At 69.8% G+C, this 15,575-nt stretch carries 16 protein-coding genes; 4 read left to right on the forward strand and 12 right to left on the reverse strand.

Features of this window, described 5'->3' with window-relative positions:
* Positions 1 to 181 precede the first annotated feature (181 nt).
* The 5 genes from FCI23_RS16275 to FCI23_RS16295 all read right to left on the reverse strand — a co-directional run bounded on the left by FCI23_RS16275 (position 182) and on the right by FCI23_RS16295 (position 6,075).
* Positions 182 to 1,204, reverse strand: a complete 1,023-nt coding sequence (locus FCI23_RS16275; RefSeq protein ID WP_136724705.1) for an SIS domain-containing protein — start codon at positions 1,202 to 1,204, stop codon at positions 182 to 184.
* A 239-nt stretch (positions 1,205 to 1,443) separates the two neighbouring features.
* The gene (locus FCI23_RS16280) at positions 1,444 to 2,934 is read right to left on the reverse strand and encodes a glycoside hydrolase family 3 protein (RefSeq protein WP_407645970.1); all 1,491 of its coding nucleotides are present in this window, start codon (positions 2,932 to 2,934) and stop codon (positions 1,444 to 1,446) included.
* Positions 2,935 to 2,942: 8 nt separating this feature from the next.
* Positions 2,943 to 3,767: a carbohydrate ABC transporter permease gene (locus tag FCI23_RS16285; RefSeq protein WP_211265345.1), complete on the reverse strand. Its 825-nt coding sequence runs from the start codon at positions 3,765 to 3,767 to the stop codon at positions 2,943 to 2,945.
* Positions 3,764 to 4,795: a carbohydrate ABC transporter permease gene (locus FCI23_RS16290; RefSeq protein ID WP_136724611.1), complete on the reverse strand. Its 1,032-nt coding sequence runs from the start codon at positions 4,793 to 4,795 to the stop codon at positions 3,764 to 3,766. Before FCI23_RS16290 ends, FCI23_RS16285 begins: the two co-directional genes overlap by 4 nt.
* Entirely contained in the window at positions 4,792 to 6,075 is a 1,284-nt protein-coding gene (locus FCI23_RS16295; protein ID WP_136724612.1) for an extracellular solute-binding protein, read from the reverse strand. Before FCI23_RS16295 ends, FCI23_RS16290 begins: the two co-directional genes overlap by 4 nt.
* A gap of 203 nt (positions 6,076 to 6,278) precedes the next feature.
* Here FCI23_RS16295 and FCI23_RS16300 point away from each other — a divergent pair, with 203 nt between their 5' ends.
* The 3 genes from FCI23_RS16300 (at position 6,279) to mctP (ending at position 9,094) form a co-directional block, all read left to right on the forward strand.
* Entirely contained in the window at positions 6,279 to 7,040 is a 762-nt protein-coding gene (locus FCI23_RS16300; RefSeq protein WP_136724613.1) for a GntR family transcriptional regulator, read from the forward strand.
* 159 nt (positions 7,041 to 7,199) lie between these two features.
* Positions 7,200 to 7,463, forward strand: coding sequence for a DUF3311 domain-containing protein (locus tag FCI23_RS16305; protein ID WP_136724614.1), 264 nt, complete (start codon positions 7,200 to 7,202; stop codon positions 7,461 to 7,463).
* Positions 7,460 to 9,094: a monocarboxylate uptake permease MctP gene (gene mctP / locus FCI23_RS16310; protein ID WP_136724615.1), complete on the forward strand. Its 1,635-nt coding sequence runs from the start codon at positions 7,460 to 7,462 to the stop codon at positions 9,092 to 9,094. The genes FCI23_RS16305 and mctP overlap by 4 nt, the downstream gene beginning before the upstream one ends.
* A 43-nt stretch (positions 9,095 to 9,137) precedes the next feature.
* Here the strand turns inward: mctP and FCI23_RS16315 are convergent, their stop codons facing one another.
* Positions 9,138 to 10,112, reverse strand: a complete 975-nt coding sequence (locus tag FCI23_RS16315) for a helix-turn-helix domain-containing protein (protein WP_136724616.1) — start codon at positions 10,110 to 10,112, stop codon at positions 9,138 to 9,140.
* A 92-nt stretch (positions 10,113 to 10,204) separates the two neighbouring features.
* On the opposite strand from FCI23_RS16315, the gene FCI23_RS16320 reads away from it, so the two are divergent.
* Positions 10,205 to 10,384, forward strand: coding sequence for a hypothetical protein (locus FCI23_RS16320; RefSeq protein WP_136724617.1), 180 nt, complete (start codon positions 10,205 to 10,207; stop codon positions 10,382 to 10,384).
* A gap of 227 nt (positions 10,385 to 10,611) precedes the next feature.
* Here FCI23_RS16320 and def read toward each other — a convergent pair whose 3' ends face one another.
* The 6 genes from def to FCI23_RS16350 all read right to left on the reverse strand — a co-directional run bounded on the left by def (position 10,612) and on the right by FCI23_RS16350 (position 15,557).
* Complete coding sequence (gene def, locus FCI23_RS16325) at positions 10,612 to 11,256, reverse strand: peptide deformylase (protein ID WP_136724618.1); 645 nt, start codon at positions 11,254 to 11,256, stop codon at positions 10,612 to 10,614.
* A 55-nt stretch (positions 11,257 to 11,311) separates the two neighbouring features.
* The gene (locus FCI23_RS16330) at positions 11,312 to 12,301 is read right to left on the reverse strand and encodes a tetratricopeptide repeat protein (protein WP_136724619.1); all 990 of its coding nucleotides are present in this window, start codon (positions 12,299 to 12,301) and stop codon (positions 11,312 to 11,314) included.
* Positions 12,302 to 12,513: 212 nt separating this feature from the next.
* Entirely contained in the window at positions 12,514 to 12,846 is a 333-nt protein-coding gene (gene rsrA / locus FCI23_RS16335; protein ID WP_136724620.1) for a mycothiol system anti-sigma-R factor, read from the reverse strand.
* Positions 12,843 to 13,511, reverse strand: a complete 669-nt coding sequence (locus FCI23_RS16340) for a sigma-70 family RNA polymerase sigma factor (protein ID WP_169316818.1) — start codon at positions 13,509 to 13,511, stop codon at positions 12,843 to 12,845. The genes rsrA and FCI23_RS16340 overlap by 4 nt, the downstream gene beginning before the upstream one ends.
* A 239-nt stretch (positions 13,512 to 13,750) precedes the next feature.
* The gene (locus tag FCI23_RS16345; protein ID WP_136724622.1) at positions 13,751 to 14,431 is read right to left on the reverse strand and encodes an alpha/beta hydrolase family protein; all 681 of its coding nucleotides are present in this window, start codon (positions 14,429 to 14,431) and stop codon (positions 13,751 to 13,753) included.
* Positions 14,432 to 14,732: 301 nt separating this feature from the next.
* On the reverse strand, positions 14,733 to 15,557 hold the full coding sequence (locus FCI23_RS16350; RefSeq protein WP_136724623.1) for an SOS response-associated peptidase: 825 nt from the start codon (positions 15,555 to 15,557) through the stop codon (positions 14,733 to 14,735).
* Positions 15,558 to 15,575 lie beyond the last annotated feature (18 nt).

A 15,575-nucleotide genomic window follows, 5' to 3' on the forward strand; every position in this document is an offset into this window, starting at 1 on the left:
GCCACGGTCCGACGGCAGCTCCGGGCTGCGGTGCTGGGCCCCTCTTTACACGTTATGTGTAAGAGGGCGGGTTGAGGGTCCCGTCCTGGCGCCGCGGCCCGAAGTGGCTTCCGGGGCGGGCGATTCGCCGCCGTGACACCGGCGTCCGTGACACCGGCCTCCGGGTCAGCGCGTCTCCGGGTCAGCGCGTCTCCGTGACCTTCGCGAGAGCGCGGGGCGCGTCCGGATCCTGGCCCCGGGCGATCGTGACCTCGTAGGCGAGCATCTGCAGCGGCAGGATCTCCAGAATCGGCTGGACCTCCTCGGCGACTCCCTCGGTGGGGAGCACGAAGCCGGCCGAAGCCGCCTCGACGGACTCCTGGCTGCCGATGACGACAAGGTCGGCTCCCCGTCCGCGAAGACGGTCGAGAACAGGCTGGAGCGCCTCACCGCCCTTGCCGTCCGTGACGATGGCGATGACCGGGGACACGTTGTCGACCATGGCGAGGGGACCGTGCAGCAGATCGGCGCCGGAGAAGGAGAGGGCGGGGATGTAGCTGGTCTCCATGAGCTTGAGCGCGGCTTCCTTGGCGGTGGGGTAGCCATAGCCCCGGGAGGTGAGGACCAGCCGCTCGGCGAAGCGGTAGCGGCCGGCGAGGGCCTTCACCTCCTCACGCCGCCCGAGGATCCGCTCGGCCAGCTCCGGGAGCGCCTTCGCGACGAAGCCGTCGCCGCCGCGCAGTCCCTCGACGAAGAGATACAGGGCGAGCAGCTCGGCGGTGTATGTCTTGGTGGCGGGGAGCGCCTTCTCCGGGCCGGCCAGGACGTCGATGTGGAACTCGGAGACCTCGGCGAGCGGGGAGCCCGGACTGTTGGTCACAGCCAGCGTGATGGCCCCGGCCTCACGCGCGGCCTTGGTGGAGGCGACCAGGTCCGGCGAGCCGCCGGACTGGCTGACGGTGATGACGAGGACATCCGTCAGGTCAGGCCGTGCACCGTAGGCGGTGGTGGTGGACATGGAGGTGAGGCCGGCCGGCTTGCCGAGCAGGATCTCGATCAGGTACTTCGCGTACAGCGCCGCGTTGTCCGAGGTGCCGCGAGCGGTGAGCAGTACGAAGCGCGGCTTCCGTGCGGCGATCTGCTCGGCGATCGCGCGGATCCGCGGCGCGCCCTCGTCGAGGAGGCGGCGCAGCACCGCGGGCTGCTCGGCCATCTCGCCGGCCATGATCCGCCCAGGCGCGGTTTCCACGGCCTCCACGGCTTCCCCGAGTTCCACGGCTTCCTGCGGGGTCAGATTCGTGGCTGACATACGTTGTGCCTCCTGGCTGGGCCCCCACCGGGTCCGCGGCTCGGCCGGCGCCGGTGCCGGCCGAGCCGCGGACCTCCGGAAGGGATCCGGTGGTGTACCGACTCTTACGGGCTGTCGCACGACGGGCGCGCCGACCGTTGCGCTCTCCCCGTGAGTCAGCCCCCGGCGTCCTTGCCGGCGATGACCTCTGCTGCCGCGCGCCCGCAGACCCGGGCCGCGCCATGGGTCGCGATGTGCATCGCTCCCGATGGCGGCGCCTGGGGCACGCCCATCTCCACCACGACCGTGTCGGGCCGGGCGGCGAGCAGCGTGCCGAGGGCTCCGGCCATCCAGGGGTGGCGGTGGACGTCGCGGACCACAGCGACGATCCTACGGTCCCCCGCCGACTGGACCGCGTTTGCGGTCAAAGCGTCACCGTCCCGGAAGGTGGCCGTCACCGTGCCGGGAAAGAAGCGTTCCAGCTCGGCGCCGACACCCCAGGGCGTCTCGTCGCCGACGGCGATATTGGCCATCGGGGTGAAGGCTGCGACATAGGGAGCGGAGGTGATGGGGACGTAACTCTCGGTCCGGGTCACCCGCAGGGCACGGCGGGCGGCGGTGAGCCCGATGGAGAGGTCCGCTTCCGGGGCTGTGCCCGTCTTCCCGGCCGCCCAGACGGCGAGGGCCCGGACCCGGTCGGCGGCGTCGGCGAGCCGGGCCCGGGGGAGATCGCCGTTTTGCACGGCGCGCACGATGGCGTCGCGGAGCAGAGTGACGGTGTCCTCGTCGGAGGGACCGCCGCCGACGCAGATGGCGTCGGCCCCGGCGGCGATGGCCAGCACGGTGCCGCCGTCGATGCCGTAGACGTCGGAGACCGCACGCATGTCCATGCCGTCGGTGATGATGAGGCCGTCGTAGCCGAGCTCGTCGCGGAGCAGGCTGGTGAGCACGGTGGAGCTGAGGGTTCCGGGGCGGTCCGGGTCAAGGGCGGGGACGAGGATGTGGGCGCTCATCACGCCCTTGGTGCCGGCGGCGACGGCGGCCCGGAAGGGGACGAGTTCGCGGGCCCGGAGGGTCGCCGCGTCGACGTCGATGCGGGGCACGGCGTCGTGGGAGTCGACAGAGGTGTCGCCGTGCCCGGGGAAGTGCTTGGTGCAGGCGGCGACTCCGGCGGACTGCAGCCCTTCGACATAGGCGGCGGTGTGCCGGGCGACGAGGTCCGGGTCGGCGCCGAAGGAACGGACGCCGATGACCGGGTTGCCGGGGTCGGAGTTGACGTCGGCGCAGGGCGCCCAGGTGAGGTTGACTCCGCAAGCGGCGAGGCGGCGGCCGAGCTCGGCGGCGACGGCCCGGGTCAGGGCCGGGTCGTCGACGGCGCCGAGTGCGTGGTTGCCGGGGAAGGAGGAGCCGCTGCGGACTTCGAGGCGGGTCACGTCCCCGCCCTCCTCGTCGGCGACGACCAGGACGTCGGGCCGCACCGCGCGCAGTTGTGCGGTGAGGGCGGCGACCTGCGCCGGGGACTGGATGTTGCGGCCGAACAGGGCGACGGAGGCCAGGCCCTCGTCGAGCCGGTGCAGCAGCCAGTCGGGGGCGGTGGTGCCGGCGAAGCCGGGCTGGAGGACAGCGAGGGCGTCCCTGGTCAGGCTGTCGGTGGGAGTGTGGGTCACGCTCTGGGTCATCCCTTCACCGCCCCGGCGGTGAGGCCTGCGGCCATCTTGCGCTGGACGAGGAGAAAGAGAATGACGACGGGGATGGCCATCATGGTCGAACCCGCCATCATCGGGGCGTACTCGGTGCCGTGCTGGGTGGTGAAGTTGCCGAGCCAGACGGTGGCGGTCTGGTGTTCCTGGCTGAGCAGCATCAGTGCGTAGAGGTATTCGTTCCAGGCCAGGATGAAGCCGTAGACGGCAGTGGCGACCAGACCGGGAGCGAGCAGCGGAAAGACGACGCGGACGAACGCGCCGGTGCGGCCGCAGCCGTCGACCATGGCGGCTTCCTCCAGCTCTTTGGGGATGTTGACGATGAATCCGCGCAGGGTCCACACCGTGAAAGGGAGGATGAAGGTGAGGTAGGTGAGGATCAGGCCGCTGAGCTTGTCGTACTGCCCGAGATCGTTGAGCAGCAGAAAGACCGGGATGATCATGGCGACCAGCGGCACCATCTGCACCGCGAGGATGCCTACGATCACCACCTTCCGGCCGCGGAAGGCGAAGCGCGAGATGGCGAGTGCGGCGAGCAGACCGACGACCAGGGCGATGGCGACCGTACTCGTGGCGACGATCAGGCTGCGGCCGACCGGGCCCCAGAAGTCGGCGATGTTCAGGGCGCGGCGGAAGTTCTCCAGGGACAGCGGCCAGGGGAAGAACTTCGGGGTCGGGTCGATGGCGTCCTTGGCCGGTTTGAACGCCGTGTTGAGCATCCAGTAGACCGGGAAGCCGAAGCTCGCGAAGGTGAGCAGCCCGAGGATGTTGTAGAGGAGACGGGGTCGGCTTGTGGTCACTCGACCTCTCCGATCTTGAGCATCTGGCGCATGTAGACGGCCACCACGCCGAGCAGCAGAAGGACGGTGACCAGGGCGATGGCGGATCCGCCTGAGTAGTCGTTGACGACGAAGGCCCTCGTGTAGGAGTAGGTGGTGAGCAGCTGGAACTCGGGCTCCGGGTGCCCGCCGCGCATCAAATAGACCTGCGGGAAGACGCCCATGTCCCAGATCACCGAGAGCGTCGTCAGCATCACTATGATCGGCTTCAGGATCGGCAGAGTGACATACCGGAAGATACCCGGCGCGCCCGCGCCGTCCAGGCGGGCGGCCTCCTCCAGCTCCTTGGGGACCTGGGTCAGGCCGGCGCCCAGGGTGATGACGACAAAGGGCACCGCGCCCCAGACCACCAGCAGCATGATGACTGTCAGGCCTTCGGGGCCGCTGGCGAACCAGTTGTGCCCGTTGAAGTCGACCCCGGGCAGCTTGCTGATCAGCCAGTTGAGCACGCCGTAGTCGGTGTCGAACATCCATTTGAAGACGGTGACGGCGACGATGACGGGCATCGCCCAACTGGCCACGAGCGCGATGTTGACCAGGACCTTCACCCACCGCGAGACCCGTTGCAGAAGCAGGGCGATCAGCATGCCCACCACCATCGTGAGCACCACCGCCCCGCCCGCGAAGAGAATCGTCCGCAGGACGACCTGCCAGAACTCACTGTCCCCGAGGATCGCGGTGAAGTTGTCCAGGCCCGTCCATTCGGCGGGTTTGAAGCCCCACAGCTGGGCCTGCCCGAACTTCTGGAAGGAGAGGGTGACCAGCCGCACCAGCGGATAGCCGAGGACGAGGGCCAGCACCAGCAGAGTCGGTGCGAGCAGCCCCCAGGGCAGGGCGGCGGTGCCCCACGAGCGCCGGCCGGCCGGTCTCCCGGCCTTGCCGGCGCCGGCGCCGCCGCCGGCCGGGGTACCGGCGGCGGCGCTCGTCACGGGGCGTGCCGTCTTCGCTGTCACTGTCTTCGCTGTCTTCTCCCGGGGCTGGACTGTCATGCCGTGTTGATCACCTTGTTGATCGCGGCGTCCGCGTCCTTGGCCGCCTGCTGGACCGACTTCTTGCCGGTCGCTATGGCCTGGAGCATGTCCTGGAGGATCGCCTGCTTCTCGACGGTGCCCCAGCCGGGCGCGGTCGGGATGAACCAGCTGCTCTCGGCGGCGGTCGCGGTGACGGCGGTCGCCGGGTCGGACTTCAGGGTGGCGAGCTGGGTCGTGTTGTTGGGCAGATTGCCCTTGCTGATCAGCACCTTCTGGCTCGCGGTGCCCGTGAAGTCATTGATCCACTCGGTGGCGAGGTCCTGGGCCTTGGACTTCACCGGTACGGCGAGGTCGGAGCCGCCCAGGAAGACCGGCATGGCCTTGCCGGACGGGCCGGGGAGCACGAACTGGACGAGATTGGCCTTGAGCTTGCCGCCCGTCTTGTCGATCTTGGGGTCGGCGGCCGCGGGGCCCTCCCAGCTGGCGCCGTACATCATCGCGGACTTGCCCTGGCCGAAGATGATGTACCGGTCGGCCTCGTCCTTGGTGAGGTCGCCGTGCATGTACTTGGTGACCACGGACTTGAACTCCGTCAGACCCTTGACGGACGCCGCACTGGACAGGCTCGCGGTGAACTTGCCGCCCGACTCGGTGGCGATCGCGCCGCCCGCGTCAGCGACGAACGACATCCCGGTGTACCAGTCGCGGGAGGGCTGGTACCAGGCGTTGAACTTGCTGCCGTTCTTGCTCTGGATCTTGTCGAGGTCAGCGGTCAGTTCGCTGTACGTCTTCGGGGTACTCGTCACGCCGGCGGCGGCGGCGACATCCTTGCGCCAGACGGCGACCCGGGCAGCGGCGTAATAAGGGACGCCGTAGACCTTGCCGTTGTAGCTGACCGAGCCCTTGAGACCGTCCAGCCAGGCGGACGAGTTGTCGAACTTCGAGGTGTCGAGCTCGGCGAAGGCGCCCTTGATACTGTAGGGCAGCATCTCGGTGTTGCCCATCTCCACAACGTCCGGGGCCTTGTCGGTCGCGAGCACGGCGTCAAGCTTGGTGTTCTTGTCGCCCCAGCTGTAGTACTCGTGCTTGACCGTCACACCCGGGTGGCTCTTCTTCAGCGCCGCGTCGGCCGACTTGACCAACTCGGGCCAGTTGTTCTGTGCGTCGACCGTCAGCCATACGGTGATCGACTTCGCTGACGTGCTCTTGCCGGAGCCCGACCCGCTGCCGGAGCCGCAGGACGCGATAGAGGCGGCCATACAGGCGACGCCGATCGCCGCGATGAGTTTGCGCTTCACAGCACCCTCCCCAAGACAGTGATACAGAGTATTGGTTTAGACCAATGGAGGCAGCTTGGCCTAGACCTTTAAGGGTGTCAAGGGTGTATAAGTACGGCTGTCGGTCCGTTATCGGACCGACACCTCTGCCTGCACGGCGGCCATTCCCAGGCCCGTGCCAGGATGGAGGAAGTGTGCCGAGGATCTGGACAAACGGAGGACGCATGCAGAGCGACGGGGACGCCGGCACACCGGTCATCGACGGCGCGGTGGGCCGCACGGCCCGGGTACCCAAGTATTACGGCCTGAAGAAGCATCTGCTGGAGCTGACGGAGACCATGCCGCCAGGCTCCCCGGTCCCCCCGGAGCGCAGCCTGGCAACGGAGTTCGACACCTCCCGCACCACGGTCCGCCAGGCCCTCCAGGAGCTGGTCGTCGAGGGGCGCCTGGAGCGCATCCAGGGCAAGGGCACCTTTGTCGCCAAACCCAAGGTGTCCCAGGCGCTGCAGCTCACCTCGTACACCGAGGACATGCGCGCCCAGGGCCTGGAGCCGACCTCCGAACTCCTCGATGTCGGCTACATCACCGCCGACAACCACCTCGCCGGACTCCTCGATATGAACGCGGGGGGCCGTGTGCTGCGCATCGAACGGCTCCGGCTCGCCAACCGCGAGCCCATGGCGATCGAGACCACCCACCTCTCCGCCAAGCGCTTCCCGGCGCTGCGCCGTAACCTCACCAAGTACGCCTCGCTCTACACCGCGCTCGCCGAGGTGTACGACGTGCATCTCGCGGAGGCGGAGGAGACCATCGAGACCTCCCTCGCCACCCCGCGCGAGGCCGGGCTGCTGGGCACCGATGTCGGGCTGCCGATGCTGATGCTCTCCCGGCATTCCATCGACACCACCGGCGAGCCGGTGGAGTGGGTGCGCTCGGTCTACCGGGGCGACCGGTACAAGTTCGTGGCCAGACTGAAGCGGCCCTAGGCCGCCCCGGGCCCTGTCCGGGCCTGCGCATCTGCCGCGCCTGCTGTAGCCATATCGATATATGGCTAGGTGATGACGCAGCCCTGACACTTGCCTTAGATTTCCTGCGCATTACAAAGGAGTTCCCAGGAGTTTCGCACTGAGGACGGGGCCACGTTTATGTCGTCAGCAACAACCGGATCACCGGGCCGTACACCGGTCGTCACCCCTACCCGTGTAGTGGCCGGCCTCTGCCTCATCGTGCCGTTCGTGGCGATGTTGTGGGTCAGCTCCTACTCCAGGATCACCCCCGAGTTCATCGGCATCCCGTTCTTCTACTGGTACCAGATGCTCTGGGTGCCCGTCTCGTCCGCTCTGACCTTCACCGCGTACCTCCTGGTCCGCCGTGAGGAGCGCGCGCGCAAGGGGGGTGCGGCGAAATGAAGGACAGCGTCAATAGTGTCAACGGCGTCGCGCTCGGCGTCTTCATCTTCTTCTTCCTGGCCGTCACCGTCATGGGCTTCCTGGCCGCCCGCTGGCGCAGGGCCGAGAACGCCCTCCACCTGGACGAATGGGGACTCGGCGGCCGCAGCTTCGGCTCCTGGGTCACCTGGTTCCTGCTCGGCGGCGACCTCTACACCGCGTACACCTTCGTCGCCGTCCCGGCGGCGGTCTACGCGGCCGGCGCGGCCGGCTTCTTCGCCGTCCCGTACACCATCCTGGTCTACCCGCTGATATTCACCTTCCTGCCACGCCTGTGGTCGGTCTCCCACAAACACGGCTACGTCACCACCTCGGACTTCGTGCGAGGGCGGTTCGGGTCGAAGAGCCTGTCCCTGGCCGTCGCCGTCACCGGCATCCTCGCCACCATGCCGTACATCGCGCTCCAGCTGGTCGGCATCCAGGCGGTGCTCGATGTGATGGGCGTCGGCGGCTCCGGCAACTGGTTCGTCAAGGACCTGCCCCTGCTGATCGCCTTCGCCGTGCTCGCCGCGTACACCTACTCCTCGGGGCTGCGCGCCCCCGCGCTGATCGCGTTCGTCAAGGACACGCTGATCTACATCGTCATCACCGTCGCCATCATCTACATCCCCATCAAGCTCGGCGGCTTCGGCGACATCTTCACCAAGGCCGGCCACGCGTACGCGACCATCAGCCCGGCCACCGGCAAGCCCCGCGGCGCCCTCGCCCCCGGGGACACCGCCCAGTGGGCCTACGGGACGCTGGCGCTCGGCTCCGCGCTCGCGCTGTTCATGTACCCGCACTCCGTCACGGCGGTGCTCAGCGGCAAGAGCCGCAACGTCATCCGCCGCAACACCACCGTGCTGCCGCTGTACTCGCTCATGCTCGGCCTGCTGGCCCTGCTCGGCTTCATGGCGCTCGCCGACGGCGTCGGCAAGGGCATCACCGGCTACAACGGGCAGCTGGCGATCCCCCAGCTCTTCGAGAACATGTTCCCCTCGTGGTTCGCGGGCGTCGCCTTCGCCGCGATCGGCATCGGCGCGCTGGTGCCGGCGGCGATCATGTCCATCGCCGCGGCGAATCTGTTCACCCGGAACATCTACAAGGACTTCATCAAGCCGGACGCCACGCAGGAGCAGCAGACCAGGGTCTCCAAACTGGTGTCGCTGCTGGTGAAGGTCGGCGCGCTGGTCTTTGTCCTCACCATGGACAGGACCGTCGCCATCAACTTCCAGCTGCTCGGCGGCATCTGGATCCTGCAGACCTTCCCCGCTCTCGTCGGCGGCCTCTTCACCCGGTGGTTCCACCGCTGGGCGCTGCTCGCCGGGTGGGCGGTCGGCATGGGGTACGGGACCTGGGTCGCCTACGGCGTCGCCAGTGCCAGCCAGAAGCACTTCGGCGGCTCCTCCGACACCATTCCCGTGATCGGGCAGATCGGGTACATCGGGCTCACCGCCTTCGTACTCAACCTCGTCGTCACGGTGGTGCTGACCCTCGCCCTGCGGGCGGCGAAGGTGGCCGACGGGGTCGACGAGACCTCTCCGGCGGACTACACGTCCGACGCGGGCGAGCCCGGCGTCAAGGGGGAACTGCCGGTGGCGGCGAGCGCGTAACACCGGCGCCGGTGCGTTCCCGGAGGCCGTACGGGGCCGGTCCTCACGCCCGTACGGCCTCCGGGGGCACCCGGAAGGTACGCCGGTACGCCTGCGGGGTCGTGCCCACCGAGCGTGCGAAGTGGTGCCGCAGTGCCGCCGCGTTACCGAAGCCCGATCGTGCGGCGATCGCGTCCACCGTGTCGTCCGTGCCCTCCAACAGCTCCCGGGCCAGCAGCACGCGCTGGCCCAGCAGCCAGCGGTACGGGGTGGTGCCGGTCTCCTGCTGGAAGCGCCGGGCGAAGGTGCGCGGCGACATATGGGCCCGGACGGCCAGCTCCTCGACCGTCACCTCGCGGTCCAGGTGGCGCTCCATCCAGCCCAGCACATCCCCGACGGTGTCGCACTGCGCGCTGCGCGGCAGCGGCCGGTCGATGTACTGCGCCTGGCCGCCCTCCCGGTGCGGCGGCACCACCATGCGCCGGGCGATGGTGCTCGCCACCTCGCTGCCCTGCTCCTTCCTGACCAGGTGCAGGCACGCGTCAATGCCGGCCGCCGTCCCGGCCGAGGTGATCACCGGGTCCTCGTCCACGTACAGCACATCGGGTTCCACCTGCGCGAGCGGAAAGCGGCGCGCCAGATCGTCGGCGTGCCGCCAGTGCGTCGTGCAGCGCCTTCCGTCCAGCAGCCCGGCCGCGCCCAGCACGAACGCGCCCGAGCAGACGCTCAGTACGCGGGCGCCGCGCTCGACCGCCCGGCGTAGCTCCAGCAGCAGCTCCGGCGGGTATGCGCGGCTCCCATATGTGCCGCCCGCCGGGACCGCGACCAAATCCGCCTCCGCCAGCCGCTCCAGGCCGTACGGAGTGGTGATCGTGAAGCCCGCCTGGGCCTGGATCGGGCCGGGTTCGGCTGCGGCCACGGCGAAGTCGTACACGGGCAGGCCCTGTTCGCCGCGGTCGATCCCGAAGACCTCGCAGACGACGCCGAGTTCGAAAGGCTGGACTCCGTTGAGCACCACGACGGCCACGTTTTTCAGCATGCGTCGAGCATGGCAGGTTCCTGGCAGGAATTCGAGGTACTACGGCAGTCCTGCCACTCCCGGGTGACAGCGCCGAGCGCGACAGTAGAGGCATGGACACATTCCTCGCCTTTGCGGCCGTTATCATCCTCTTCGTCCTCCTGGCTCTCCCGGCGGTGGCGGGCCAGGCCCACGAGCGCCGGATCACCCGTCAGTTGCGCGCCGCGCAGGCCGCCCACGCGGCGGCGGAGCGGCGCGAGGCCGCACGCCGGACGTGGCACATCGCCGCGTAACGGGGCGCCCCCGCCCGTCCTCCGCCCGCCTCCCCGGCCCCGCGACAGCGGGGCACGACCGGGCGGAGGACACCTGCGCGGGCGCTGTCCGGCGTACCGCGAGTCCGAGGACCTGCCGGCAGTGCGCCCTGGAAAAGCCTCCTTCGACGACGACTTCTGACCGGGCCGGGAAACGCGCACCGGGGCGGGCCCTGTCATGTGCGGGGCCCGCCCCGGTGCGCGCGGCCTCACTCGTTGGGGACGGTGGCGTACTTGGGGGTCAGCTCGGCCATCTGCCGGAGGACGTCCTTGCGGTCGCGCTTGGAGAGCCGGTCGATGTAGAGGTAGCCGTAGAGGTGGTCCGTCTCATGCTGGAGGCAGCGGGCGAAATAGCCGGAGCCGGCGACGGCGACGGGGTTGCCGTGCAGGTCCTGGCCGCGGACGACGGCATAGTCGGGGCGGGGGAGCTCCATGTAGGCGCCGGGGACGGAGAGGCAGCCCTCATTGGAGTCGTCGAGGACGCGCTGGTCGGCGGGGAGCTCGTCGAGGACGGGGTTGACGATGTGGCCGACGTGCCGGCGGCCGTCGTCGTCGGGGCAGTCGTAGACGAAGACGCGCAGGTCGACACCGATCTGGTTGGCGGCGAGGCCGACGCCCTCGGCGGCCCGCTGGCTGGCGAACATGTCGTCGATGAGCCGAACGAGTGAATCGTCGAACTCGGTGACGATCCGGCACGGGCGGTGGAGGACCGGATTTCCGACGACGGTGATCGGCTTGGCGGTACCCCGGGCGCGGTGAGCCTCCTCACGAGCCGCGGCGTCGGTCACGTCGTCGAAGAACGACCCCTGCTGTTGCTGCTCGTCCTGCTGGTGCTCAGTGTCCTGCTGCGACATCGTCTGCCGTACGCCTTCCTGGGGCCTTGTATCTGCCCGTAAAGGGTACGGCCGGTCAGCAGACCTCTTCCAGATCACGCCAGTCCCGGGTGTCGGGGCTGTCGGCGACCCAGCTGTCGAGCAGCCCGCGCACCAGGGAGGCCGGCGCCGCGACGCCGCACTCGCGCTCGGAGACCCAGAGGGCGCCCGCGCTGCGGTGGCTGAGGTGTCCCGGGTGGCCGGGCTGGCCGTGGTCGTGGGGATCGCGGGAGTCGGCGGAGCCGTCGTCGGTCGGCATCCGGCTCTCGGAGCAGGTACGGCAGAGCAGGCGTACGGAGGACGACCAGTCCTCGGCCGCGAAGCCGGCGTCGGCGGCGAGCCGCTCCAGGGCGTCGCGGTCGGCGGCGGTGGCGGCTTCGAGGAGGACGAGCCAGGTGGGGACCGGGGACGGCGCCCACAGCTCGATCTCGTCGAAGACCGGATACACCGACACCGCCTTACGGGAGCCGGCGCCGTCGGTGGTGGCCCGCTCGCCGTTGGGGGCGCCGTCGTGCAGGACGACCTCGCCCCAGCGGCGCCCTGAGGACGGCAGCGGGATGCTCAGCACCTCGATCCGGGCCGGGTCCAGCCGGCGGCCCCACACGACCTCCGCCTCGCCCTCCGGGGAGAGCCGCACGGCCGCACTGCCGAGCTCCATCCGGACGGGGCCGGCGCCGGAATCCGGGCGCAGCCCGTACGCCTGCCAGGCGCGGCGGGCCAGCGGCCAGTCCTGGAGGGCCGAGGCGGCGATGCCGACATTCCACCAGTCGGGGGCCCCGGGGGCCCGCTCCAGGAGCGCCACGGCGCGCAGCCCGGCGGTGCGGGCCTGCTCCCAGTCGTGCCGGAACTTGTGCAGCAGCGCCAGGTTGTACCAGGACTCCGAGAGCCACGGCTCCATGTCGGCGGCGCGTGTCAGCAGCGCGCCGGCGTCCTCGTACCGCCCGTCGCCGATCAGCGTGAACGCGCGGTCGGTGGCCTGCCGCCAGGTGGCGGACGGCCGGTGCCGCACTCTGCCGAAGATCCTCACCACGTCCCGCCTGCCGGTGCCAGCACGTTTCTCATCACTCCTCCTTGCCACGGGCGGACCCTGTCACACCCCGCCGGGCTTGTCGGTTTGACGACATAGCCGCATCCAACCACGCCAGGTACCCCGGGCGCTTCCCACCGTCCGGTTTGGGACAGCGCAAAGGGCGCGGCCCTGGTGAGGGCCGCGCCCATCGCGTTGTGCGGGAGGCCGCGCTACGGTGCCGGGCTGCCGGTCGGGGCCGTGCTCCCGGCCTCGGCGACAACTTCCGAGGCCGCGACAGGGACCACCTGGCCCGCCCGGATCAGCTCGATCCGGGAGAGCACCTTGGCGCGCAGGTCGGTCGGCACGTCGTCCTGGCCGCAGCACCGCTTGACCAGCTTCTTCACGGCCTGCTCCAGGCCGTACTTCTCCAAGCACGGGTGGCACTCGTCGAAGTGCTCCTTGAACTTGGCGCAGGCGTCGGCGGACATCTCGTCGTCGAGATACTCGTAAAGATGGTCGAGTACCTCGGAGCAGTCCGTCTCATGAGGTTTCCCGCAGCTCATGTCTCCGAGCCCTTCTGATCCGCCGCGCCGGCCGGGACAAGCCCGCGATCCCGGGCGTAGTCCTCCAGCAACGAGCGCAGCTGTCGGCGCCCCCGGTGCAGACGGGACATCACCGTACCGATGGGTGTCCCCATAATGTCGGCGATCTCCTTGTAGGCAAAGCCCTCGACATCGGCCAGATACACGGCGATCCGGAACTCTTCCGGGATCGTCTGCAGGGCCGTCTTGACGTCCGAGTCGGGCAGGTGGTCGAGCGCCTGCGACTCTGCGGAGCGCAGGCCGGTCGACATATGCGACTCGGCACGCGCCAGCTGCCAGTCCTCGATCTCCTCGGCACCACTGCGCTGGGGTTCGCGCTGCTTCTTGCGGTACGAGTTGATGAAGCTGTTGGTGAGGATGCGGTACAGCCAGGCCTTCAGGTTCGTACCCTCGCGGAACTGGTGGAAGGACGCGTACGCCTTCGCGTACGTCTCCTGTACCAGGTCCTCGGCGTCGGCCGGATTGCGGGTCATTCGCAGCGCGGCCGAGTACATCTGGTCGAGAAACTCCAGGGCGTCCCGCTCGAAGCGCGCGTTGCGGTCGGCGTCGGTCTCCTTCGACCGCGCCTCTGACTGTGCCTGGGTTACCTCGGCCGTGGTGTCGTCGGTGCCGGTGACCGGACCCACCTCCTCCAATACGGTCACGGGGCCGAAACCGGTCCCGCTCGAATCGGAGGATATCCCGCTGGGGACAGGCGTGCCGGGCGCACCCGTCCTGCCGCGCTCCGCCGACCAGTCCGGCCAGCTCAGATACTCCGCTCCCGCGCGGGCCTGGCAGGTCGTCGAACCCATACGGCACCCATCCTTACTTTTGCCTGGCGTTTACTTTCGTACCGATGCCTCACACAACACACCCGCCGCGTGGCTCATTCCCGGGGCTCCGGCCGGGCCGCCGGCCAGCCCGCCAGCCAGGCCGCCACGGCGTCCGTGAGCAGCGCGAGAGCCTCCGGCTGGGTGATGTCCGCCGACTTCGGTACGGCGAAGCCGTGGTCGCCGTACGGCACCGTCACGAGCTCCGAGCCGGGCGGCAGTTCCGCCGGGAATTCCGCCGGGAACTCCTCCGGGCGACCGAAGGGGTCGCGTCCGCCCTGTACGACCAGGGTCGGCACCCCGGCGTTCAGCAGCTCGTCCGCCCGCGACCGCTCCGGCCGGCCCGGCGGGTGCAGCGGGAACGACAGTGCGACCACCCCGGCCGCTCCCAGCGCCTTCGCCGTCCGGCAGGCCACCCTCGCCCCCGCGCTCCGGCCGCCCGCGACCACCGGCAGCCCCGGCCGGGCCAGCGCCGGCCACAGCGCCGTCCAGGCCGCGTCCAGGGCCTTCGGCGCGGGGGCGAGCTTCTTGCCCGCCACCCGCCACGGCTGTTCCACCAGCGCCACGCTCATCCCCCGCGGTGGCAGCGCCGCCGCCAGCGCCCGCAGGTCCCGCGCCTCGATCCCGCCGCCCGCCCCGTGCCCTACCGCCAGCACCGCTTTCGGCGTCCCCGCCGCCGGGAACCACGTCACCCGGGCATCCCCGGCGGGCGTCGACACGATTTCTGTAAGGTCCACGCCCCCATCCTGCCGCCGCCGTGCCGCCTGCGGCGCTTGCCCCTCCCCGTCCTTTCCCGAAACCGGTGGCTCCGCCCCCGGACCCGCCCCCTAGGCCCTGGCGGGCGTGGGTGGGACCCCCAGTCCTCAAACGCCGGACGGGCTGGATATACCCACGTTGTGGGCAGGCGTGCCGCAGAGCGAGCGGAGCGAGATGGGGGCACCTCCTGGGGGCACCTCCCGGCCGAAGGCTGGGCGAGGTAGCTGGGGGACGGTCGGGGGAAAAGGCCCGCCGCAGGCGCCGGGCCCGACGGCGGGGCCGTCAGAAGAGCGTCTCCTCCTCCGGGGCGGGGAGAGGGTCGAGAAGCTCGGGCCCGTTGTTACGGACGTTACTGACGGCGGTGCTGACGGGGTAGGCCCGCAGAAGCCCCGGCGGCGGAGCAGCAAGCAGCGAACGCACCTCGTCAGGGTCGGTGGCCGCGGGGTCGAGCCACGCGTCCCAACGATCCGCCGGAAGGACCAGCGGCATACGCGGATGAATGTCGGCAAGCGCCCGCGGCCCATCCCCATCCCCGCCCCCGGCGTCGGCGAGCGCCGAGGTCTCAGCCTCGGTGGTGAGGACGGTGCAGGTGACCCACCACGCCTGAGGGTGCCCCTCCGGCAGCGTGCGGTCCCGCCAGAACTCGTACAGCCCGGCCATGGCCATGACCGATCCGTCCACCGGCGTGACGAAGTACGGCTGCTTGCGCGCCCGCTTCTTCTTCCCCTGCTCCTCAAGCTGCCGCTCGTCCTTCGCGGTGACCCACTCGTAGTAGCCGTCCGCAGGAACAAGGCAGCGCCGCGCGGCGAAAGGCTGCCTGAAGGACGGCTTCTCGTGCACCGTCTCGGCCCGCGCATTGATCAGCTTCGCGGCACCGTCGGGTGCCTTGGCCCAGGAGGGTACGAGCCCCCACTTGATCACCCGCAGCTGCCGTACCGGGGAGCTGGAGCCCGACTCCTTGTCGGGCCGCTCCAATATCGCGTAGACATTCGCTGTCGGAGCCACGTTCCAACTCGGGGCGAGCGCCTCCGTCGGGTCCCACTTCTGGACATCGAACAGCCCCGCCAGGTCCTGGGGCTGCCGGCTCGCTGCATATCGACCGCACATAGGTGCAACACTGCCAGG

The organism is Actinacidiphila oryziradicis, assembly GCF_005047355.1.
Taxonomy (GTDB): Bacteria; Actinomycetota; Actinomycetes; order Streptomycetales; family Streptomycetaceae; genus Actinacidiphila; species Actinacidiphila oryziradicis.

Coding starts and splice junctions, on each gene's coding strand:
- def (WP_136724618.1), bottom strand. CDS start 11,256: ATGTCGCAGCAGGACACTGAGCACCAGCAGGACGAGCAGCAACAGCAG.
- FCI23_RS16315 (WP_136724616.1), bottom strand. CDS start 10,112: ATGCTGAAAAACGTGGCCGTCGTGGTGCTCAACGGAGTCCAGCCTTTC.
- FCI23_RS16305 (WP_136724614.1), top strand. CDS start 7,200: ATGTCGTCAGCAACAACCGGATCACCGGGCCGTACACCGGTCGTCACC.
- FCI23_RS16350 (WP_136724623.1), bottom strand. CDS start 15,557: ATGTGCGGTCGATATGCAGCGAGCCGGCAGCCCCAGGACCTGGCGGGG.
- FCI23_RS16320 (WP_136724617.1), top strand. CDS start 10,205: ATGGACACATTCCTCGCCTTTGCGGCCGTTATCATCCTCTTCGTCCTC.
- mctP (WP_136724615.1), top strand. CDS start 7,460: ATGAAGGACAGCGTCAATAGTGTCAACGGCGTCGCGCTCGGCGTCTTC.
- FCI23_RS16275 (WP_136724705.1), bottom strand. CDS start 1,204: ATGGCCGGCGAGATGGCCGAGCAGCCCGCGGTGCTGCGCCGCCTCCTC.
- FCI23_RS16290 (WP_136724611.1), bottom strand. CDS start 4,795: ATGACAGTCCAGCCCCGGGAGAAGACAGCGAAGACAGTGACAGCGAAG.
- rsrA (WP_136724620.1), bottom strand. CDS start 12,846: ATGAGCTGCGGGAAACCTCATGAGACGGACTGCTCCGAGGTACTCGAC.
- FCI23_RS16300 (WP_136724613.1), top strand. CDS start 6,279: ATGCAGAGCGACGGGGACGCCGGCACACCGGTCATCGACGGCGCGGTG.